The following is a 21,406-nucleotide window of genomic DNA, read 5'->3' as shown; positions in this document are numbered from 1 at the left end:
TTCGTAGTAGGGGGTCGGTCGGTCGGCGCGTCGAGCCCGGTCACCACAGCCGCCACACCTGGAAGGTGGGGCCGTCGCCGGACAGGGTCGACACCCCGTCCGGCCCGGGCCGGAGCGCGGACGCCCCGCCGTACACGTTGTCGGCGGCCGGCAGCCCGGTCAGCCGCACCGGCGTGCCGGGCGCCCGGCGGGCCAGCACCAGCACCGAGCCGGCCGGCGCCTCCCGCAGGAAGACCAGCGTGTCCGGGTCGTGGTGCAGCCACCGCAGACCGCCGTGGCGCAGCGCCGGCTCCGCGCGACGCAACGCGATCAGCGACCGGTACGTGGCGAACGTGGCGGCGTCCCAACTGCCCGGCCGGCGCCACGGCATCGGGGTACGCGAGGACTCGCCGTTCGTGCCGGTCAGCCCCAGCTCGTCCCCCGCGAAGATCATCGGAGTGCCGGGCATCGTGGCGAGCAGACCGGCGGCCACCTCCTGCCGGGCGGCGTCGCCGACCACCGTCCGGATCCGCGCCGAGTCGTGCGAGCCGAGCAGCTGCCAGGAGTGCACGTACGAGCGCCACGAGACCAGCGACCGGTACGCGCCCATGGTGGCCAGCACCGCTTCCGCGTCCCGCCGGGGCACCCCGCCCGGGGTACCGAGGAAGTTCGGCACCGGCTGGTCGCCGTGGCGCAGCCAGGACCAGATCGGGTCGGTGAAGCCGACGTAGTTCATGGTGCCGTGCCAGCCATCGCGGTCCAGGTCACCGGTGTGGTCGTGGCCGTGCTCGGCCATCAGCAGGGCGTCCGGACGCTCCCCGACGACCACCGAGCGCAGCAGCGCCGCCACCTCGTGGGTGTACGCGTCGACGCCCCGCCGGCCGGTCATGTTCGCCACGTCGACCCGCCACCCGGAAAGGCCGTACGGCGGGCGCAGCCAGCGGCGCAGCGCGGCGTCCTCGGCGGTGGCGAAGCGACGGCGCAGGTCGGCGCTGCCCCAGTTCAGCTTCGGCAGCGACTTGACGCCGTTCCAGGACTCGTACGAGCCGGAGCTCTCGTCGAAGTAGTACAGCCCCCGCTCGGGCGCGCGCACGTCCGAGGAGGCCGACGCGAACCAGTCGTGGCCGTCGCCGGTGTGGTTGCTGGTGATGTCGCCGAGCAGCCGCCAGCCCCGGGCGCGTACCGCCTCGGCGAGGCGGGCCAGCGCGGCGTCCCCGCCGAGCAGCGGATCGACCCGGTCGAAGCTGGCCGCGTCGTAGCGGTGGTTGGAACGGGCCGGGAAGATCGGGGTGAGGTAGACGGTGTTCACCCCGAGCCGGTCCAGATGGTCCAGCCGCTCGGTGATCCCGTCCAGGTCGCCGCCGTAGAACTGGTACGGCGTCTCGGGGCCCCGCCCGATCACCGGGGTGTCCCAGTCGCACGGGATCGCCCAGTCCGGCAGCGGCCGATCATCCGCCGCCGCCGAACGGGCGAACCGGTCCGGGAAGATCTGGTAGATCACCGCGTCCCGTGCCCAGGCCGGCGGCGCGGCGTGGGTGACCAGCTTGAAGTCGCCGTGGTCGGGCACGTCGTGGTCGGCCACACCGGCGGCGGTCAGCCACCGGGGACCGTGCCGCCCGGAGAGCAGGAAGCGGTAGTTGCTCACCGGGTTGCGCGCCTCGACCTCGGCACGCCACCAGAGGACGTCGCCCTCGGCACGGTCCACGGTGGCCGCACGGAAGTGTGGCTCACCGTCGCCGGTGGTCCGCACGTGCACCTGCCGGACGTCGGCACCGGCCGGAACCCGGACGAAGACGTCGACGGTCTCGCCGAGCGTCGGCTCCTGCTGCGGGACGTAGCCGACGGATCCGTCGTGGTGCGGCTGCGGCGTGGTCATCCCTTGACCGCTCCGGCGGTCAGGCCGGAGACGATGTAGCGCTGCAGGAGCTGGAAGACCAGCACCGTCGGGATCGCGGTGAGCAGGGTGCCGGCCGCGAAGATCCCGAAGTTGTTGTTGCGCTCGTTGCCCTGCAACAGGCCGTACATGCCGACCGCGAGGGTCTTCGAGTCGCTGCTGGTGAGGAACACGTTGGCCATCAGGAACTCGTTGATGGTGCCGATGAACGCCAGCAGCCCGGCCACCGCCAGGATCGGCGCCACCAGCGGCAGCATGATCCGGAAGAAGACCTGGGCGTGCGACGCGCCGTCCATCGTCGCCGACTCGTCCAGTTCCCGGGGCAGGGTGTCGAAGAAGCCCTTCATCAGCCAGGTGTTCACGCCGAGCGCCCCACCCAGGTAGAGCAGCAGCAACCCCCACGGGGTGTTGAAGCCGATCGACGGCCACAGGTCGGTGATCGTGCCGAAGATCAGGTAGATCGCCACGATCGCCAGGAACTGCGGGAACATCTGGATCAGCAGCAGCGACAACAGCCCCACCCGCCGTCCCCGGAAGCGCATCCGGGAGAAGGCGTACGCGGCCAGCGCCGACAGGAACACCGACGCGAACGAGGCCACCCCGGCGATCAGCAGGGAGTTGAGGAACCACCGTTCGAAGGCGGTCCGCTCGAACAGCCCGCTGAAGTTGCCGAGCGACACCCCGTCGGTGGGCACCAGCTCGCTGGTGGAGAGCGTGCCGAGCGGATTGAGCGCGGCGGAGAGCACGAACACGATCGGGAAGAGGCTGAACAGCACGGCGAGCATGGCGACCAGGTGCCGCCAGCCGACCTGGGCGAACCAGCGGTTACGCCGCCTACCACTGATGTTCCGGTTCGCGGCCGGGCGGCCGGCCGTGTCGCCGGTACGCGCGGTGAGGGTGCTCACGAGTACACCTCCTCCTGCTTGCGGGTCCGCCGGAAACTGACCGCCGAGACGACGGCGACGATGGCGAAGATGAACAGCGAGATCGCGGCGGCGAAGCCGAACTGCGCGCCCTGCCCGCCGAAGGCCAGCCGATAGGTGTACGTGATGAGCAGGTCGGTGGCGCCGTTGGTCGGGTTGTCGGCCGGGAAGGGCGCGCCCTCGGTGGTCAGGTAGATCGCGTTGAAGTTGTTGAAGTTGTACGCGAACGACGAGATCAGCAGCGGAGACAGCGCGACCAGCAGCAGCGGCAGGGTGACCGCGCGGAAGGACTGCCAGGGCGACGCCCCGTCGACCGACGTGGCCTCGGTCAGCTCCCTCGGGATGGCCTGCAACGCGCCGGTGGCCACCAGGAACATGTACGGGTAGCCGAGCCACAGCTGCACGAGGATGACCGCGAAGCGGGCCGTCCACGGTTGGCCGAACCAGTCCACGTCCAGCCCGAACAGGTTATTGATCAGGCCGAAGTCGGCGTTGAACATGTCCCGCCAGGCCAGCAGCATCGCGAACGACGGCATGGCGTACGGCAGGACCAGCAGCACCCGGTAGACGTTGGTGCCCCGCATCCGGGGCGAGTGCAGCACGAGCGCGATCAGCATGCCGAGCAGGAACGTGCCTGCGGTGGAGGCGATGGCGAACGCGAAATTCCAGATCAGGGTGCCCAGGAACGGGCCGGAGATGTTCTCGTCGGTGAGCACGCGGGTGAAGTTGCGCAGCCCGACGTTGATTTTCCAGCCCTGGGCCAGCCGCTCGCCGTCGGCGGCGACGAAGGCGCCCACCTCCTCGTCGGCGGTCCAGGTCTGCCCGGTTCCGGTGTCCCGGACGCAGTCGCAGCCGGCGTCGTACGCCCGCACCGCCTTGCCCTCGTACGCCCGGGACAGGCCGCTGGACCGCAGCGCGCCACCGGCGGTCGGGACGACCAGGTCGGTGATCTCCTTGCTGCGGGCGCTGGCTTGGCCGAAGTTCAGCACGGTGTAGCCGTCGGCGGCGGTGACCTTTCCGCCCGTGCCGACGGTGACGTCGGCGGCGTCGAGTCGGCGCAGCCCGCCCGCGTCACCGGCGGAGACCGCCCCGGTGGTGGGGTCGGTGACCAGGAAGACCAGTGGCGCGGTGGCCGGGTCGCCCTTGGTGGCGACCGACAGAGCGTACTCGGCGGAGCCGGGCACCTGGGTGACCGACGAGGTCTGGATCGCGACGATCGCCTCGTCCTTGCTGCCCCGGTGCCCGTCACCGAAGTTGGTGAAGGCGGTGCTCGCCGTGTAGAGCACGGGGAACACCTGGAAGGCGATGAGGAACAGGGTGCCTGGCACCAGGTACTTGGCCGGGATGTGCCGCCGGGTGAGGTAGAGGTAGAACAGCCCGGCGGTGGTCGCCGCCAGCAGGGCCAGGCCGGCCCACTTCTCCCCGTCGATGAGCGGGAATGCCGCCCAGAGGGCGATGCCGGCGGTGAGGCCGAGCAGGAGCACCTTGCCGGCGAGGCCGGTCAGGGTGATCGGCGCGTGGTCACGCGAGCGCGGGGGTCGGGAGCCGACGGGCCCCCGGCCCGGGGTCTGCGTGGCAGACCCCGGGCCGGACAGCGGCGTACTCATTACTTGATCTGGCCGGAGATGGTCTTGCCGGCGGCGGTGATGGTGCTGGTCGGGTCGGCCCCGCCGATGACGGCGGCCTCGGCCTTGCCGAACGGGTCCCAGATGGCGGCCATCGCCGGGATCGCCGGGAGCACCTGGCCGTTCTTGCCGGCCTCCTGGAACTTCGCCAGATCCGGGTCACTGCCCTTGACCTGGTCGAGGGCGGCGGTCAGCGCCGGCGGCCGGGGCTCGGCGTTGTAGAGCGCGACGGCCAGCTCGGGAGTGGTGGTGTAGTTGGCGACGAACTCCTGGGCCAGTGCCTTGTTCTTGCCCTTGGCGGCGACGTAGAACGCCTGCACACCCACGAACGGCTGGGCTTCCTTACCGCCGGCGAAGCCGGGGATGGCGGAGATGTCGTACTTGACGTTGGCCTTCTTGACGTCGGCGATCGCCCACGGCCCGGAGACCAGGTACGCGCACTTCTTGCCGGTGAAGGTGGCGATCGAGTTGGTGTCCGCGATGGAGCGCTTGAGCACGCCCTCGCCCTTCTCGCCCAGCGCGCTGATCTTCTTGAACGCCTCGATCGACGCGGGCTTGCCCACGCCCAGGTCCTTCGGGTCGTAGTCCCCGTTGGCTCCGGTGCCGAAGAGGTAGCCGCCGGCCGAGCTGTAGAGCGGGTAGATGTGGTACGCGTCGCCGTTCTGGCCGACCTGGAGGCAGAGCGTCTCGGTGGCCTTCTTCGACGCCTTGAGCTGCTTGCCCGTGGCGACCAGGTCCTCGATGGTCTTCGGCGCCTCGGGGGCCAGCTCGGTGTTGCGGATCAGCGCCAGGTTCTCCTGCGCGTACGGCACACCGTAGAGCTGACCGTTGAAGGTGACCGCCTTGATGGCGGTCGCGTTGAACGCGCTCTTCTGCTCGGCGGCGAGCTGCACGGGGTCGATGGCGCCGTTCTGCACCAGGTTGCCGATCCAGTCGTGCGCGCCGACCACCACGTCGGGGCCGCTGCCCTGCTGCGAGGCGGTGACGAAGTTGGTCTGCAGGTCCTTGCTGACGGCCTGGACCTCGACGGTGACGCCGTTCTCCTGGCCGAACTTCTCGGCGAACGGCTTGAGGGCAGCGGTGCGCTTGTCGTCCGCCCAGATCACCAGTTTGCCGCCGGCCGCCTTGGGGGATTCCTTCGCGGCCGGCTTGTCGCTGTCGCCACCACAGCCGGAGGCGGCGAGCGCCAGGGCGAAGAGGGCGACCACACCCGCGGTACGGATGCGCATCGGTACTCCTGTCGTCATGGCGGATCCGCCGGGGGAAGGACGGCCCGCCAGTGGGAAAACTGAAAGTTTTTGCCAACCGGCGCAGTGATGCTGCGCCGCTGCTCGCGTATGTTGCGGGGACGTTAGCAAGAGGTTGCAGATAATGGAAGGGCTTGCAGAGAGCCCCGCAAGAACTTGCCGGTGGGCTAAAGTGCCGCCATGCGCGCTCGACTGTCCGACATCGCCCAGCAGGCCGAAGTCAGCGAGGCCACGGTGTCGCGGGTGCTCAACGACCGCCCCGGCGTGGCCCCGGAGACCCGACAGGCCGTCCTCACCGCCCTCGACGTCCTGGGCTACGAGCGACCGGCACGACTGCGCAAGCGCAGCGCCGGCCTGGTCGGCCTGGTGGTGCCCGAGTTGGACAACCCGATCTTCCCGGCGTTCGCGCAGGTCATCGAGTCGACGCTGGCGCAGAGCGGGTTCACCCCGGTGCTCTGCACCCAGACCGCCGGCGGCGTGACCGAGGACGAATACGTGGAGATGCTGCTGGACCGGCAGGTCTCCGGGATCGTCTTCGTCTCCGGCCTGCACGCCGACACCGCCGCCAACCACGACCGCTACCGGGCGCTGATCGCCCGGCCGCTGCCGGTCGTGATGATCAACGGGTACGTCCCCGGCATCGGCGCCCCCTTCGTCTCCTGTGACGACCGGGAGGCCGCCGACCTGGCGGTGGCCCACCTCGTCGCGCTCGGGCACCGGCGGATCGGCCTGATCACCGGCCCGGACCGGTTCGTGCCGGTGCAGCGCAAGGTGGCCGGCTGGCGGGCGGCGATGACCCGCCTGGCCGGCGTCGCCGAGGCCGACCTCGGCCCGCTGGCCGAGCTGACACTGTTCGGTGTGGAGGGTGGCGAGGCGGCGGCCGGCCGGCTGCTCGACCGGGGCGTCACCGGCCTGGTCTGCGGCTCCGACCTGATGGCGCTCGGTGCGGTGCGGGCGGCCCGGCAACGCGGTCTGACCGTTCCGGGCGACCTCTCCGTGGTCGGCTACGACGACTCACCGCTGATGGCTTTCACCGACCCGCCGCTGACCACGGTGCGGCAGCCCGTCATCGCCATGGCGGTGGCGGCGGTCCGGGCCCTGGTGGACGAGATCAACGGGCACGGCGCCCCGCACTCGGAGTACCTGTTCCGCCCCGAGTTGGTCGCGCGGGGCTCGACCGCGGTCGCCCCGGCCGCCGTGCGGTTTCCTTACGCAAGATCTGCTTGACTCTTGCAGAGGCGGGCGGCATATTGCTCAGACAGCCGCGCCCGAGCCTGAGACAGACGGGGAAACATCACCAATGACCGTCAGCACCATCACCCCGCCCCGCACCGACGACGACTGGTGGCGCTCGGCGGTCGTCTACCAGGTCTACGTGCGCAGCTTCGCCGACAGCAACGGTGACGGCGTCGGCGACCTCGCGGGCATCCGGGAGCGGCTGCCGTACCTGCGCGACCTCGGGGTGGACGCGCTCTGGCTGACCCCCTTCTACACCTCCCCGATGATCGACGGCGGATACGACGTCGCCGACTACCGCGACGTCGACCCCCTGTTCGGCACCCTCGCCGACTTCGACGCGATGATCAGCGACGCGCACGCCCTCGGCCTGCGGATCATCGTCGACCTGGTGCCCAACCACACCTCCAGCGCGCACCGCTGGTTCGTCGACGCCCTCGCCGCCGGCCCCGGCTCGCCCGAGCGGGCCCGCTACCTCTTCGCCGACGGCCGGGGCGAGCACGGTGACCTGCCCCCCAACGACTGGGAGAGCATCTTCGGCGGCCCGGCCTGGACCCGGATCGCCGACGGCCAGTGGTACCTGCACCTGTTCGACCCGGCCCAGCCGGACCTGAACTGGCGGCACCCCGAGGTCCGCGCCGAGTTCGAGGACGTCCTGCGGTTCTGGCTCGACCGGGGCGTGGACGGCTTCCGCGTCGACGTGGCCCACGGCATGATCAAGGCCGAGGGTCTGCCGGACGTCGGCTTCAGCACGGCGACGACCGGGCAGCGCCAGGTCGACCTGCTCGGCAAGGCCCGCCTGCCCTACTTCGACCAGGACGAGGTGCACGAGATCTACCGCGCGTGGCGACCCATCCTGGACAGCTACCCCGGCGGTCGGATGGCGGTCGCCGAGGCGTGGGCCGAGACGCCGCAGCGGCTGGCCCGCTACATCGGCCCGGACGAGCTGCACCAGGCGTTCAGCTTCGACTTCCTCGACGCCACCTGGTCGGCCGACTCGTTCCGCAAGGTGATCGACACCGCCCTCGCCGAGGCGACAGTGGTCGGCGCGCCCACCACCTGGGTGCTGTCCAACCACGACAAGCAGCGGCACGTCACCCGCTACGGCGACGGCGCCGAAGGGCTGCGCCGGGCGCGCGCCGCCAGCCTGCTGATGCTCGCCCTCCCCGGCAGCGCCTACCTCTACCAGGGCGAGGAGTTGGGCCTGCCCGAGGTTCTCGACCTTCCCGACGAGCTGCGCCAGGACCCGGCGTTCCTGCGGACCGGCGAGAGTCGCGACGGCTGCCGCGTGCCGATTCCGTGGAGCGGTCAGCTGGCGCCGTACGGCTTCGGGCCAGCCGGCAGCGAGCTGAGCTGGCTGCCCGCCCCGACGACCTGGGACGCCCTGTCGGTCGCCGCGCAGGCCGGTACGCCCGACTCGACGCTGGAGCTGTATCGGGCCGCCCTGCGTATTCGTCACGAACACCCGGCGCTGGCCGTCGACGCCGGCGAGGTCACCTGGTTGCAGGCCGAACCGGGCGTGCTGGCCTTCTCCCGCACCGCGGGCACCACCGCGCTGACCTGCGTCGTCAACCTCAGCGGAGCGCCCGTGGCCCTCGACGGGTACGGCGAGCTCATCGTCGCGAGCGCGCCGCTCACCGATCGCCTGCTGCCCGTCGACGCGGCCGCCTGGTTGGAACGGCGCTGAGCGGGTAAGCCCAACTCGACCTGGTCGTCCGTCGTGCCCCGCGCCAACGGGCGACTGGGCTACCGGCCCCTTGTGGTGGGGGGTGAGGTGCACCGGCGTCACGCGGAGTCCACTCCGCGCGGCGCCGGTGTCCGTGTGTGACAGGTGGTGTGCCCTGGTGCACGGCACGTCGACGTCGGCCAGACCGGGAACGAGCGGTTCACCGTGCTCGCCGACCCCGAGGGCAACGAGTTCTGCGTGCTGGACGGGCCGCCGGCCCGCTGAGCAGTCGCGTCACTTCGCGGTGAGCAGCGCCGCGATCCGGGTGAAGCCGGCGCGCACCTCGGCCTCGTCCGGCGGCTCGGCGGGCTCACCGTGGCCCGCCTCGTCGGCGGCCGCATCCAACTCCTCGTCGATCACGTCCTCGAAGTCTCCGTACAGGTCCGCCCCCTCGACCTGCCGGGCCTCGTCCTCCGCTGCCACCTGCGCGGCGGCGATCTCGCTGCGGATCTCGTCGGCCGACAGCGCCGGCAGCAGCGGCTCGACCACGGCCATCAACTGCTCATCGGCCACCACCGCCTCGGCCAACGCCAACGCGTGCGGCCGTTCGTACGGCCCGCAGACCACCGGCTCCCACTCGTCGAGGTCGCCCAGCGGCCCGAAGGTGATGATCCACGGCAGGCCGAGCATCGGCGAGTCGGCCGGCAGGTCCAGTGTCATGAGTGCGCCCACGGGCTCATCATGGTCCGCGAACGCGAGCATCGGTGCCGTTCCGTTCAGTTACCGCCCGTCCGGCGCCCGATCGGCCGTTCAGCGGCCCGGCGCTATACCGCCGCGAATCAACGCGCGTACAGGGTGAGCGCGAAGTTCTCGTCGGAATTGTGGTTGGCGTTCAGTTCGTACTCAGAGGTCCGCCGGAGCTGATAGGTCGGAGCGGAGAAGTCCACGCCGACCAGCCAGTTGAGCACCGCCTTGCGTTCCTCCGCCTTGAGCACCGGACCGATGCAGCCCTCGACCAGCGACTGCAACAACGGCCGCTGCACGGCACCACCCAGCTTGACCATGCAGAGGACCTGGGCCACCTCGTTCGTGCGGTCCTTCGAGGGCTGACCGACCGCGGCCGACAACTGGCCCTGCTTACCGGGCAGGGTCACCCGGATGATGTGCAGCGCGCCGTCCACCGTCACCGGGACGGGCCACCGCCCGGCCCAGGCGTCCATGACCTTGCTCGGTGTCATGCCGGGGAACGCCGCCATCGGTCCGGAAGGAGTGACGGCGGGTGAGCTGTTCACGTCCTCCCCCGGGTTGCCTCTGGTGCCCTGCGAGGCGGCGGGAAGCGCTCGGGTACGCACAGCCGCAACATCGGTCAATATTGCGCATTCATTGACATCTCTGGAGCCGGTAGCCCTCGGCAACACAAGCAATAACCACGGGGGAACGTTGATCGACCTGCAGGGCTCAGTCGTGCCGGGTGGCGTCGACGGCGGCGCGGACGAGAGCGACAGCACGGTCCGGGGGTACGCCCAGCCGCCGGGCCTCGGCGGCGTACTCGACGGCGGCCCGGTGCAGCCGGTCGACGGCGTCGTCGCGGCCGGGTGCGACGAAGGTGCCGTTGCGCCCCCGGGTCTCCAACAGCCCCGCCACCTCCAGTTCCCGGTACGCCCGCGCCACCGTGTTCGCGGCCAGCCGCAGGTCGGCGGCGAGCTGCCGGACGGTGGGCAGTCGGCTGCCCACCGGCAACCGGCCGTCGCCGATCAGCTCGGCGAGCTGCACCCGCACCTGCTCGTACGGGGGCACCGGCGAGTCGGGATCGACCGTGATCAGCACGTCAGGCACCTCCGCCATCAGCCCGCACCGCCCGGCGCACCGGGATCGGTGTCCTCGTCGAGATCCACCGGCGGGGCGCCCTCCGCCAGATCCACCACCCGCCCGCTCGTACTGGTCGCGAGCAACGCCGCCCCGAACAGCACCAGTTGGTTGAGCAGGTAGAGGTAGAGCAGCAGACCGACCGCGCCGGCCACCACCGTGTACGCCGGGTTGCGCTCGGTGCGCACCACGTAGTACCGCCCGACGGTGTTGAGCAGCGTGATGCCGATCGCCACCAGCAGCACCACCGGGCGCAGCCGGGACCGGCTCATCCGCAGCCGGGGCACCGCGAGCAGCAGCGCGGTGGCGAGCACCGCGTTGACCAGCACGCTGAGCACCGCGCTGACCGTGGTCAGCCCGACCGACCCGGTGCTGCGCAGCAGGAAGCGCAGCAGCGACTCCAACGCGTCCACCGCCGCCACCGAGAGGCCGAGCAGCACGAAGACGCCGATCATCACCCCCAGGTCGACCAGCCGCCGGACCACGAGGTTGCCGGGCTGCTGGTTGAGCGCGTACATGAGGCGCTGAGAGGAGCGGATCGCCTCCACCCAGCCGATCCCGGTGAAGACCAGGATGACCAGGCCGACCACGCCGACCGTGCCGCTGGAGTTGGCGATCTGCTGCGCGTCCAGGAACGGCAGGTTCTCCTTCAGGAACCTGGCCGCCGCCGCGGAGACCTCGTCGTTGTCCTCCAGGATCGCGCCGAAGATGGAGTACGCGACCAGAGCCAGCGCGAAGACCGCGAAGAAGCCGTAGTAGGCGATCGCCGCGGCGAGCCGCCCAGCCAACACCTCGGCGTAGAGCGCCCCGGCACGCCACACGTGGTCGAACAGGCTCGACCGGCTGCGCGCGGCACCCACCCAGCGGTCGATGCCCGCCTCGATACGGCCGATCACGTTCACGCGATCATCCTCGCCGATCTTTCACCGCCGCCGTCGCAACCGGCGCAATAGTGCTCGCCGCCCGGCGGGTCGCCGACCGTCAGTCGCCGAGGCGGAAGTCCCGGCGGGGCTGCCACCGGGCCTGCCCGCTGTGCGAGAAGAGGGTGAACCCGTCGACCTCGAACATCGCGGAGAAGTCGGCCAGATCCTCGTACACCTTGTCCAACGCCTCGCCAGGGACGTCCTGCGCCACGGTGACGTGCGGATGGTACGGGAAGCGGGTCTGGCGGTGCAGGCCCGGCGCGGCCGCGATCGCGGCGGCCAGCAGTTCGCATTCGCTGATCCCGGCGGCCACCGCGACGAACACCACCTGCGTCACGGGCCGGAACGTGCCGGTGCCCCGCAGGTGCAGCGTGAACGGCAGATGCGCGGCGGCCACAGCGGCAAGGTGCCGCTCGACGCCCGGCAGGACGGCGGTCGGGATCTCGGTCGGACCGAGCAGCGTCACGTGTGCCGGCACCGCGAGGGGATCGCCCGCCTCGACCCGGCGCCGGGTGAGCTGGGCCCCCCACGGCTCCGGGATGTCCACCGCTATGCCGATCTGGACGGTGTCGCCGGACGGCGGCACCCCGCCACTGCGATCCACGCTCCGTGCCGCCACGTCGGCCACCGACCCGCCCACCTGTCCCGCAGCGCTATTCGCCGCGCACCGGCGGGAAGAAGCCGACCCGCTCGTACGCGGACCGCAGGGTCGCGCCGGCCACCGACCGGGCCTTCTCCGCACCGGCGGCGAGCAGCTTGTCCAGCTGCGCCGGGTCGTCGAGGTAGGTGCGCGTGCGCTCCTGGATGGGGCGGACGAACTCCGCCACGACCTCGGCCAGCTCCTTCTTGAGGTCTCCGTAGCCGCGGCCGGCGAACGCTGCCACCAGCTCGTCGATGCCACGCCCGCTGAGCGCCGAGTAGATGGTCAGCAGGTTGGACACGCCCGGCTTGGTCTCGGCGTCGAAGACGATCTCCCGACCGGTGTCGGTCACCGCGGAGCGGATCTTCTTGGCCGACCGGGCCGGATCGTCCAGCAGGTCGATGATGCCGGCCGGCGAGGACGACGACTTGGACATCTTCGCCGTCGGGTCCTGCAGGTCGGTGATCTTCGCGGTGTCCTTGACGATGTGCGGCGCGGGCACCGTGAACGTCGCGCCGAACAGCGAGTTGAACCGCTGGGCCAGGTCGCGGGAGAGCTCCAGGTGCTGACGCTGGTCCTCGCCGACCGGGACCGCGTTGGCCTGGTAGAGCAGGATGTCGGCGGCCTGCAGGACCGGGTAGGTGAAGAGCCCGACGCTGGCCCGCTCGTTGCCCTGCTTCTGGGACTTGTCCTTGAACTGGGTCATCCGGCTGGCCTCGCCGAAGCCGGTGATGCAGCCGAGCACCCAGGCCAGCTGCGGATGCTCAGGCACCTGTGACTGCACGAACAGGGTGCTGCGCTCCGGGTCGAGGCCGACCGCGAAGAGCTGGGCGGCCGCCACCCTGGTCCGCTGGCGCAGCAGCGCCGGATCGTGACCCGCGGTGATGGCGTGCAGGTCCACCACGCAGTAGAACGCGTCGTGGGTGTCCTGCAGGGCCACCCAGTGCCGCACGGCTCCCAGGTAGTTGCCGAGGTGGAACGAGTCGGCCGTCGGCTGGATGCCGGAGAAGACGCGGGGTCGCTCGGAAACGTCGGGCATGGCGATAATTCTGTCAGCAAGCAGGCGGGGCCGTCATGACGGGCCGGCGCGTCGGCCATGGCCGGCCGGTGTCGGGGCGCTGACCTCGCGTGGCACGCCCACGCGCCGCTGCTCCGGCACGCGGAGCGCCGACACCGCGAGTCGGGCGACCCGACGTCCGTCCAGGGCCAGCACCCGCAGCAGCCAACCGTCCGCCGGGTCCACCGGATCGGGACCGCCGTCGTCGGGCGGCTCGGCGGGTACGGGCACCTCGTCCCCGGGCAGTGGCAGCCGGCCCAGCACGGCCATCACGTACCCGCCGACCGTCTCGTACGGCCCGGCGGGCAGCGCCACGCCGGTCCGCTCGGCGAAGTCGGCGAGGTTGAGCCGGCCGTCGACCACCGCCGGCAGGCCGGCGTGCGGCGGGTCGGGGGTCGTGTCGTACTCGTCGTGGATCTCCCCGACGAGCTCCTCGATCAGATCCTCCAGGGTGACGATCCCGGCGGTACCGCCGTACTCGTCGATCACCACCGCCAGGTGGTGACCCTCCCGGCGCATCTCGGTCAGCGCGGCCAGGACCGGCTTGCTGCCGGGCACCTGCCTGACCTCACGGGTCAGCTCACCGACGGTGACGCACGGGTCGGCGTCCGGACGCAGCAGCACGTCCCGCAGGTGCACGAACCCGACCACGTCGTCCTGGGTGCCATCGGTCACCGGGTAACGGGTGTGCGTCTCGGCCCGCACCAGCCGGGCGGCCTCGGCGATGGTCAGCCGGGCCGGCAGGAAGACCACCTCGGTGCGGGGCATCATCACCTCGCGGACGAGACGCGCGCCGGCCACCAGCACCTCGTCGATGATCCGCCGCTCGTCCGGATCGAGCACCGTGTTCACCGCGAGCAGGTCCCGTAGCTCGGCCTCGGAGATGCGTTCCCGCCCGGCCGCCGGGCCGGCCCCGAGCAGGTCGGTGACGAGGCGGGTGGCGCCGTCGGCGGCACGGACCAGGATCCGGGCGACGGCTCGGGCGAGCGGGCCGGGGTCGCGGCGGGGCTTCCCCCGCACGCGTCGCCGGAGCCCGGAACGGGCCGCTTCCCGCATGACAGAGATGGTAGACACCGGGTGCCCGCCGTACCGGCGATCGCGCGGAGTCATCGGCGATGTGCGGCTCTGTTTAAACGTGAGAGATTATGATGGAATGGGTTGGTGGTGGTCGACTCCGGTCTTATCCGCCGCCGTAGGGTGATCACCAAAGGCCACGTCCCGGCGGGCCAGGCAGGAGGCAACGACGTGAAACTGCTCGTCACCGGGGGCGCCGGATTCATCGGCAGCGTGGTGACCCGGATGCTGCTCGACGCGGGCCACCAGGTCGTCGTCCTGGACGACCTGCGCACCGGTCACCGCGAGGCGCTCGCTCCGGACGCGACCCACGTCGAAGCGTCCATTCACGACGCCGCCCAGATCCTCACCCCCGACGCCGGCTTCGACGGGGTGCTGCACTTCGCCGCCCTCATCGCCGCCGGCGAGTCGATGGTGAAGCCGGAGCTGTACTGGCAGACCAACACCGTCGGCTCGCTCGCCCTGATCAACGCCGTCCGCGCCGCAGGGGTGCCCCGGATGGTCTTCTCCTCCACCGCCGCCGTCTACGGCAACCCCACCGAGCTGCCGATCACGGAGACCGCGGTCAAGGCGCCCACCAACACGTACGGCGCCACCAAGCTCGCCGTCGACATGGCGCTCACCTCCGAGGCCATCGCGCACGGGCTGGCCGCCGTCTCGCTGCGCTACTTCAACGTCGCCGGGGCGCACCTCGCCGGTGACGTCGCGCTCGGCGAGCGGCACGACCCGGAGACGCACCTCATCCCGATCGCCCTGGAGGTCGCCGCCGGCCGGCGGGAGAAGCTCCAGCTCTTCGGCGACGACTACCCCACGGTGGACGGCACCTGCGTCCGCGACTACATCCACGTCGCCGACCTGGCCCGCGCCCACCTGTTGGCGCTGGACGCCGCCACCGCGGGCCAGCACCGCGTCTACAACCTCGGCAACGGCAACGGCTTCACCAACCGGCAGGTGGCCGACGTGGTCCGCGAGGTCACCGGGCACCAACTGCCGGTCGAGGTGGCGCCGCGCCGCGAGGGCGACCCCGCCGAGCTGGTCGCCTCCTCCGCCCTGGCCCGCGACGAGCTGGGCTGGGTGCCGCAGAAGCCCACCCTGCACGACATGGTCGGCGACGCCTGGGCCTTCTACCGCACGCACGTCCTGGAGCAGTCATGACCAGCCCCACCGGTGACGTCGTCGAGCGGGCCGCCGCCGGCTTCACCGACCAGTACGGCGGCCAGGCCACCGGCCTCTGGGCCGCGCCCGGCCGGGTCAACCTGATCGGCGAGCACACCGACTACAACGACGGGTTCGTGCTGCCCTTCGCGCTACCACTGCGTACGGTCGTCGCCGCCGACCGGCAGGATGACGAGCGCTGGACGGTCTGGTCCGAGCTCTCCGACGAGACGATCACCTTCGGCGCGGACGACGTGGCCGAGCCCGGCCGGGTGACCGGCTGGGGCGCGTACGTGGCCGGGGTGGTCTGGGCGCTGCGCGACGCCGGCCACGCGGTGCCCGGCGCCCGGCTGGCGATCGCCTCCGACGTGCCGCTGGGTTCCGGGCTCTCCTCGTCGGCCGCGCTGGAGTCGTCCGTGCTCGCCGCCCTGCTCGACCTCGGTGAGCTGGACCTGTCCCCCGAGCGGCGGCCGCGGCTGGCGCAGCGGGCGGAGAACGTCTACGTGGGCGCGCCGACCGGCATTATGGACCAGTCCGCGGTGATCCGCTGCCGCGCCGGGCACGCGCTCTTCCTCGACTGCCGCGACGAGTCCGTCGAGCACATCCCGTTCGACCTGGACGCCGCCGGGCTGGCCGTGCTGGTCATCGACAGCCGCGCACCGCACCGGCACGCCGACGGGGAGTACGCCGCCCGCCGCCGCTCCTGCGAGGCGGCCGCCAAGGCGCTCGGCGTCGCCGCGCTGCGCGACGTGGCCGTCGACCAGCTCGACAGCGCACTGGCCCGCCTCGACGACGAGGAGACCCGGCGGCGCGTCCGGCACGTGGTCACCGAGGACCAGCGTGTGCTGGACACGGTGGCGCTGCTGCGCGCCGGCCGGGTCCGGGACATCGGCCCGCTGCTCACCGCCTCGCATGTCTCCATGCGCGACGACTTCGAGATCACCGTGCCGGAGATCGACACGGCCGTCGAGGCGGCGCTGTCGGCTGGCGCGCTGGGTGCCCGGATGACCGGCGGCGGGTTCGGCGGCTGCGTCCTCGCCCTGGTGGAGACCGATCGCGCCGAGGCGGTGGCGGCAGCCGTCACGGCCGCGTACGCCGAACGCGGTTTCACCGCCCCCACCACGCTCCCGGTCCTCCCCGCCCCCGGCGCAACCCGCCTGCACTGACCCCCACCCCCGGCCCCCCACCCCCCGGCCCCCCACTCGCTGGTTGATCAAGAGGTTTGCGTCAGTCCGAGCCCGGATTTTGACGCAAATCTCTTGATCACGAGTCGCGGCGGCGGGCGCGGGGGCGGGGGCAGGGGCAGGGGCAGGGGCAGGGGGGAGATCGTGCTCGTTCATGGAAGTAGTGGCCTCGCCCGGTGGGCGAGGCCACTACTTCATGGATCGAGTGCGATCATGCCGGCGCCGAGCCGGCGAGGGCCGGGGGCGCTGGGTTTAGCTGGCTTCGACGATCATGGCGGCGCCTACCGTGCGGTTGGTGGCCTCGTCGATGATGACGAAGCCGCCGGTGGTGCGGTTGCGGCGGTACTCGTCAGCGAGGAGCGGCACCGTCGTGCGCAGCCGCACCCGGCCGATCTCGTTGAGCCGCAGCTCGTCGGCCGACTCGTCGCGGTGCAGTGAGTTGATGTCCAACCGATAGTGCAGCCCCCGCACGATTGCCCGTGCCGACCGGGTGGTGTGCTTGATCGCGTACCGGCCGCCGACCCGCAGCGGGCTGGTCTCGTCCATCCAGCAGACCATCGCCTCGATGTCCTGGGCGACCGCCGGCGCGTTGTTCGGCCGGCAGATCATGTCGCCCCGGGAGATGTCGATCTCGTCGGCCAGCCGTACCGTCACCGACATCGGCGGGAACGCCTCCGCGACCGGCCCGTCGGCGGTCTCCACGGCGGCGATCCGGCTGGTGAAGCCGGACGGCAGCACCATCACCTCGTCGCCCGGCTTCAGCACGCCGGAGGCGACCTGACCGGCGTAACCCCGGTAGTCGGTGACCGTCGTGGACTGGGGGCGGATCACGTACTGCACGGGGAACCGGACGTCGACCAGGTTGCGGTCGCTCGCGATGTGCACCCGCTCCAGGTGGTGCAGCAGCGACGGGCCCTCGTACCACGGCATGTTCTCCGACCGGGTGACGATGTTGTCGCCGCGCAGCGCCGAGATCGGCACCACGGTCAGGTCCGGTACGTCGAGCTTCGCGGCGAACGCGGTGAACTCGTCGGCGATCCGCTCGTAGACCTCCTGCGACCAGTCGACCAGGTCCATCTTGTTGACGCACAGAACCAGGTGCGGCACCCGCAGCAGCGAGCAGAGGAACGCGTGCCGGCGGGACTGCTCGACCAGGCCCTTGCGCGCGTCCACCAGGATCAGCGCCAGGTCGGCCGTCGAGGCGCCGGTGACCATGTTGCGGGTGTACTGGATGTGCCCGGGGGTGTCCGCGATGATGAACTTGCGTCGAGGCGTGGCGAAGTACCGGTACGCCACGTCGATGGTGATGCCCTGCTCCCGCTCGGCGCGCAGGCCGTCGGTGAGCAGCGCCAGGTTGGTGTACTCGTCGCCACGGGCCGCGCTGACCGCCTCCACCGCCGCCAGCTGGTCGGTGAAGAGCGACTTGGTGTCGTAGAGCAGCCGGCCGATCAGGGTCGACTTGCCGTCGTCCACGCTGCCGGCGGTGGCGAACCGCAGCAGGTCCATCGGCCGCGCCTCCGGGGTGGCCTCGGTGCCGGCAACGGCCGGGGCCACGATCTCGGTGGTCATCAGAAGTACCCCTCCCGCTTGCGGTCCTCCATGGCGGCCTCGCTGACCCGGTCGTCACCACGGGTCGCGCCCCGCTCGGTGATCCGCGTGGCCGCCACCTCCTCGATGACCTTCTCCACGGTGTCCGCGTCCGAGCGGACCGCCGCGGTGCAGGAGGCGTCGCCGACGGTGCGGTAGCGCACCTGCGCCTTGAACCGTTCCTCACCCGCGCGGGGACGGAAGAACTCGTTGACCGCGTAGAACATTCCGTCCCGCTCGATCACCTCGCGCTCGTGCGCGTAGTAGATCGACGGTAGCGGGATGCGCTCCCGGGCGATGTAGTGCCACACGTCCAGCTCGGTCCAGTTGGACAGCGGGAAGACCCGGATCGACTCGCCCGGGTGGTGCCGGCCGTTGTAGAGCGACCACAGCTCCGGGCGCTGATTCTTCGGATCCCACTGGCCGAACTCGTCGCGGAAGCTGAACACCCGCTCCTTGGCCCGCGCCTTCTCCTCGTCGCGGCGGGCGCCACCGAACAGCGCGTCGAAGCGGTGCTTCTCGACCGCGTCCAGCAGCACCGGCGTCTGGATCCGGTTGCGCATCCCGTCACCGGACTCACGGACCAGCCCGCTGGCCAGGGCCTCCGGCACGCTCGCCACCACGAGGTGCAACCCCAGCTCGGCGACCCGCTGGTCGCGGTATTCGAGCACCTCGGGGAAGTTGTGCCCGGTGTCGACATGCATGACGGGAAAGGGAATGTTGGCCGGAGCGAACGCCTTCTGCGCCAACCGCAGCATGACGATCGAGTCCTTGCCGCCGGAGAAGAGCAGCACCGGGCGTTCCATCTCGGCGACAACCTCGCGCATCACGAAGATGCTCTCCGCCTCAAGGGCGTCCAGGTGGGAGACCCGGTAGGCCGCGGGGGACGTCATGACACTCGCTCGCTCATCCGATTTCCAGACCTTTCCGGTCGGACATGTCAAGAAGTGCGCTCAGGCTACCCGGAATGCCTCTGCAGCGCTGCAAGCAACCGGTTGGCGAGATCCTTGCGACAGACCAGCAGGTCCGGCAGGCGCGGATCCGCCTCGTTGTATCGAAGCGCAGAACCGTCGATCCGGGAAGCGTGTAGTCCGGTGGCCGTCGCCACAGCCACCGGGGCCGCCGAATCCCACTCGTACTGCCCACCCGCGTGGATGTACGCGTCCACCTCGCCGGTCACCACCGCGGCGATCTTCGCACCGGCCGAACCCATCGGCACCAGGTGCGCGCCGACGTCCTCGGCCAGGTCGGTGAGGAACACCGGCGGTCGGCTCCGGCTCGCCGCCAGGCGGATCTTGCGCTCACCGGCCGTCGCCGCCTCCACCGTCATCGGCGGGTACGCGGGCGGGTAGTCGGTGCCCAGCACCCGGTGCTGCGCCGGCAATCCCACCGCCCCGGCGACCAGCCCGTGCGGGCTCGGCGCGCTCCGCGCCCAGAGGGCGACGTGCACGGCCCAGTCCGAGCGGCCCTCCTCGGCGAACTCCCTGGTGCCGTCCAACGGATCGATGATCCACACGCGGTCCGCGGTCAGCCGGGACACCGCGCCGGTGTTCACCTCGGCCGCCCAGGCCAACCGCGAGCCCTCGTCCTCCTCGGAGAGCACCGCGTCGCCGGGCCGCCACCGCGCCAACTCCGTGCGGATCAGGTCGTGCGACACCTTGTCCCCGGCTGACTTCAGAGCGCCCGTGTCCGCGAAGCCCAACTCCGCACGCAGGTCGAGCAGCGCCTGACCGGCCCGGGAGGCCAACCACCGGGCGAACGCCCCGTCGATCATCGGAGGACTGCCCATCTGCCCGCTCCCGTCGCCTCGCCGCGGCCCGTGCCCGCACGCACCGATCGGCCGCGACCCGCGTCGCCGGTCACGGCACGCCGAAAGGCGCAGACTACCGGCCAACCGTTTCCGATCCGGTACGCCCCGCCCGGCTCAACCGCCGTGATACAGGTTCTGGGTCGGCTCCACGCCCTTGACGATCACCGACTCCACCACATCGGCGGCCCGGTCCACCAGGAAATCGAGTTCCTTACGCTCCGCCGCGCCGAAATCCGACAGCACGTAATCCGCCGGATCCTGCCGCCCCGGCGGCCGACCCACGCCGAACCGCACCCGGACGTAGTCCTTGGTGCCCAACGACTTGGACATCGAACGCAGGCCGTTGTGCCCGCCCTCGCCGCCGCCACACTTGATCCGCACCTGGCCGAAGCCGATGTCCAGCTCGTCGTGCACCGCGATCACCCGCGCCGGGGGCACCTTGTAGAACTGCGACAGCGCCGCGACCGGCCCGCCGGACAGGTTCATGTACGTCAGTGGCTTCACCAGCACCAGCTTCGGACCGCCGAACCCCAGCCGCCCTTCCGCGACCTCGGCCACCGCCCGCTTGTGCCGGCCGAACCGCGCGCCCAACCGCCCCGCCAGCAGCTCCACCACCATGAACCCGACGTTGTGCCGGTTCCCGGCGTACTCCCGGCCCGGATTGCCCAGGCCGACCACCAGCCACGGCCCCGCCTCGTCCGTCACGACCCGCCCCTCCCGCCGTCTTCACCGACTCCCGATACGCCGGCAGGCGCCCCCGAAACTCGGGGACGCCTGCCGCACGATACGAACCGATCAGGCCTCGGTACGCGCCTCGGTGTTCTCCGCGCCCTCGGCGGCCGGGGCGGCGTCCGCACCCTCGGAGCCCTCGGTGACCTCGCCGGTCTCGGCCTCGGCCTCCTCGGTGGCCTCCTCGACCTCGGGCAGCGTCGCCTCGAGCTGCTCGGCGGTCGGCGCGGCGGTCACCGCGGCGACCGGCAGCGTCGGGTCGACGGCCAGCTCGACACCGCTGGGCAGCTCGACGTCGCCGGCGGTCACCGAGGAGCCCGCCTCCAGGCCCTCGATCGACGCCTCGAGGTGGTCCGGCACCTTGGTGGCGTCCGCAGTCACCGAGAGGGTGTCGTGGTCGTGCACGATCAGGGTGTCGCGGGCGGCCTCGCCGGTCAGCTGGACCGGAACGTCGACGGTGACCTGCTCGCCCCGGCGAACCAGGATGAGGTCGACGTGCTCGAAGGTGTCCCGGATCGGGTCCCGCTGGATCGCCTTCGGCAGCGCCAGCACCTGGGTGCCGTCGGTGATGTCGATCGCGAAGAGCTGGTTGGCACCGCCCTTGCGGATCGCGGCGGCGAACTCCCGCGACGGCAGCGCGATGTGCTTGGGCTTCTCGCCGTGGCCGTACAGCACGGCGGGCACCTTGCCGGCCCGGCGGGTACGACGGGCACCACCCTTGCCGAACTCGGTGCGGGGCTCGGCGCTGATCTTTACCTCGGACACGGGGAAACTCCTGATGCTTTTCGCTGCGGCGGCTTGTCGTCTTGCG

At 71.3% G+C, this 21,406-nt stretch carries 20 protein-coding genes and 1 pseudogene; 5 read left to right on the top strand and 16 right to left on the bottom strand.

What is annotated here, in order from left to right:
* Positions 1-40: 40 nt before the first annotated feature.
* The 4 genes from ACFYPH_RS02615 to ACFYPH_RS02600 all read right to left on the bottom strand — a co-directional run bounded on the left by ACFYPH_RS02615 (position 41) and on the right by ACFYPH_RS02600 (position 5,650).
* Positions 41-1,855, bottom strand: a complete 1,815-nt coding sequence (locus ACFYPH_RS02615) for a glycoside hydrolase family 13 protein (RefSeq protein WP_355132722.1) — start codon at positions 1,853-1,855, stop codon at positions 41-43.
* Positions 1,852-2,658, bottom strand: coding sequence for an ABC transporter permease subunit (locus ACFYPH_RS02610; RefSeq protein ID WP_354860526.1), 807 nt, complete (start codon positions 2,656-2,658; stop codon positions 1,852-1,854). The genes ACFYPH_RS02615 and ACFYPH_RS02610 overlap by 4 nt, the downstream gene beginning before the upstream one ends.
* A gap of 116 nt (positions 2,659-2,774) precedes the next feature.
* A complete protein-coding gene (locus ACFYPH_RS02605; protein ID WP_387178366.1) occupies positions 2,775-4,403 on the bottom strand; it encodes an ABC transporter permease subunit in 1,629 nt (542 codons plus the stop codon).
* Positions 4,403-5,650 (bottom strand): maltose ABC transporter substrate-binding protein, encoded by a 1,248-nt coding sequence (locus ACFYPH_RS02600; RefSeq protein WP_354860491.1) that lies wholly within the window; start codon positions 5,648-5,650, stop codon positions 4,403-4,405. The genes ACFYPH_RS02605 and ACFYPH_RS02600 overlap by 1 nt, the downstream gene beginning before the upstream one ends.
* Positions 5,651-5,848: 198 nt before the next feature.
* On the opposite strand from ACFYPH_RS02600, the gene ACFYPH_RS02595 reads away from it, so the two are divergent.
* From ACFYPH_RS02595 to ACFYPH_RS02585, 3 genes and pseudogenes are all read left to right on the top strand, one after another.
* Entirely contained in the window at positions 5,849-6,895 is a 1,047-nt protein-coding gene (locus tag ACFYPH_RS02595) for a LacI family DNA-binding transcriptional regulator (RefSeq protein WP_354860493.1), read from the top strand.
* Between the two features lie 73 nt (positions 6,896-6,968).
* Positions 6,969-8,591 carry a glycoside hydrolase family 13 protein gene (locus ACFYPH_RS02590; protein WP_363939403.1) on the top strand — a complete coding sequence of 541 codons (1,623 nt, stop codon included), beginning with the start codon at positions 6,969-6,971 and terminating at the stop codon, positions 8,589-8,591.
* A 141-nt stretch (positions 8,592-8,732) separates the two neighbouring features.
* A pseudogene (locus ACFYPH_RS02585) lies at positions 8,733-8,855 on the top strand (VOC family protein); the annotation flags it as partial.
* 9 nt (positions 8,856-8,864) lie between these two features.
* Here the strand turns inward: ACFYPH_RS02585 and ACFYPH_RS02580 are convergent.
* The 7 genes from ACFYPH_RS02580 to ACFYPH_RS02550 all read right to left on the bottom strand — a co-directional run bounded on the left by ACFYPH_RS02580 (position 8,865) and on the right by ACFYPH_RS02550 (position 14,112).
* Positions 8,865-9,302 carry a hypothetical protein gene (locus ACFYPH_RS02580; protein WP_354860498.1) on the bottom strand — a complete coding sequence of 146 codons (438 nt, stop codon included), beginning with the start codon at positions 9,300-9,302 and terminating at the stop codon, positions 8,865-8,867.
* Positions 9,303-9,409: 107 nt separating this feature from the next.
* Positions 9,410-9,922, bottom strand: a complete 513-nt coding sequence (locus ACFYPH_RS02575; protein ID WP_355068430.1) for a hypothetical protein — start codon at positions 9,920-9,922, stop codon at positions 9,410-9,412.
* 106 nt (positions 9,923-10,028) lie between these two features.
* Positions 10,029-10,415: a GntR family transcriptional regulator gene (locus ACFYPH_RS02570; RefSeq protein WP_354860500.1), complete on the bottom strand. Its 387-nt coding sequence runs from the start codon at positions 10,413-10,415 to the stop codon at positions 10,029-10,031.
* Positions 10,415-11,338, bottom strand: a complete 924-nt coding sequence (locus ACFYPH_RS02565; protein WP_354860502.1) for a YhjD/YihY/BrkB family envelope integrity protein — start codon at positions 11,336-11,338, stop codon at positions 10,415-10,417. The genes ACFYPH_RS02570 and ACFYPH_RS02565 overlap by 1 nt, the downstream gene beginning before the upstream one ends.
* A 79-nt stretch (positions 11,339-11,417) precedes the next feature.
* Positions 11,418-11,987 (bottom strand): 2'-5' RNA ligase family protein, encoded by a 570-nt coding sequence (locus ACFYPH_RS02560; protein WP_354860503.1) that lies wholly within the window; start codon positions 11,985-11,987, stop codon positions 11,418-11,420.
* Positions 11,988-12,012: 25 nt separating this feature from the next.
* The gene (gene trpS / locus ACFYPH_RS02555) at positions 12,013-13,038 is read right to left on the bottom strand and encodes a tryptophan--tRNA ligase (protein WP_354860505.1); all 1,026 of its coding nucleotides are present in this window, start codon (positions 13,036-13,038) and stop codon (positions 12,013-12,015) included.
* A gap of 33 nt (positions 13,039-13,071) precedes the next feature.
* Positions 13,072-14,112 (bottom strand): hemolysin family protein, encoded by a 1,041-nt coding sequence (locus tag ACFYPH_RS02550; RefSeq protein WP_387178358.1) that lies wholly within the window; start codon positions 14,110-14,112, stop codon positions 13,072-13,074.
* 243 nt (positions 14,113-14,355) lie between these two features.
* Here ACFYPH_RS02550 and galE point away from each other — a divergent pair, with 243 nt between their 5' ends.
* A complete protein-coding gene (gene galE, locus ACFYPH_RS02545; protein ID WP_387179319.1) occupies positions 14,356-15,285 on the top strand; it encodes a UDP-glucose 4-epimerase GalE in 930 nt (309 codons plus the stop codon).
* Positions 15,282-16,451 carry a galactokinase gene (gene galK / locus ACFYPH_RS02540; RefSeq protein ID WP_354860510.1) on the top strand — a complete coding sequence of 390 codons (1,170 nt, stop codon included), beginning with the start codon at positions 15,282-15,284 and terminating at the stop codon, positions 16,449-16,451. Before galE ends, galK begins: the two co-directional genes overlap by 4 nt.
* Positions 16,452-16,721: 270 nt before the next feature.
* On the opposite strand, the gene ACFYPH_RS02535 is transcribed toward galK, so the two are convergent.
* The 5 genes from ACFYPH_RS02535 to ACFYPH_RS02515 form a co-directional block, all read right to left on the bottom strand.
* On the bottom strand, positions 16,722-18,038 hold the full coding sequence (locus tag ACFYPH_RS02535) for a GTP-binding protein (RefSeq protein WP_354860511.1): 1,317 nt from the start codon (positions 18,036-18,038) through the stop codon (positions 16,722-16,724).
* On the bottom strand, positions 18,038-18,949 hold the full coding sequence (cysD, locus tag ACFYPH_RS02530; protein ID WP_354860512.1) for a sulfate adenylyltransferase subunit CysD: 912 nt from the start codon (positions 18,947-18,949) through the stop codon (positions 18,038-18,040). The genes ACFYPH_RS02535 and cysD overlap by 1 nt, the downstream gene beginning before the upstream one ends.
* A gap of 65 nt (positions 18,950-19,014) precedes the next feature.
* Positions 19,015-19,845, bottom strand: a complete 831-nt coding sequence (locus ACFYPH_RS02525) for an inositol monophosphatase family protein (RefSeq protein ID WP_354860513.1) — start codon at positions 19,843-19,845, stop codon at positions 19,015-19,017.
* Positions 19,846-19,980: 135 nt separating this feature from the next.
* Positions 19,981-20,571 (bottom strand): aminoacyl-tRNA hydrolase, encoded by a 591-nt coding sequence (gene pth, locus ACFYPH_RS02520; RefSeq protein WP_354860515.1) that lies wholly within the window; start codon positions 20,569-20,571, stop codon positions 19,981-19,983.
* Between the two features lie 90 nt (positions 20,572-20,661).
* Positions 20,662-21,360: a 50S ribosomal protein L25/general stress protein Ctc gene (locus ACFYPH_RS02515; protein WP_363939143.1), complete on the bottom strand. Its 699-nt coding sequence runs from the start codon at positions 21,358-21,360 to the stop codon at positions 20,662-20,664.
* Between the last annotated feature and the right edge of the window lie 46 nt (positions 21,361-21,406).

This window comes from Micromonospora sp. NPDC005252 (genome assembly GCF_042872475.1).
Classification (GTDB): Bacteria; Actinomycetota; Actinomycetes; order Mycobacteriales; family Micromonosporaceae; genus Micromonospora.
The sequence above is the reverse complement of the archived record's forward strand: the minus strand, read 5'-3'. Positions and strand labels throughout refer to the sequence as shown.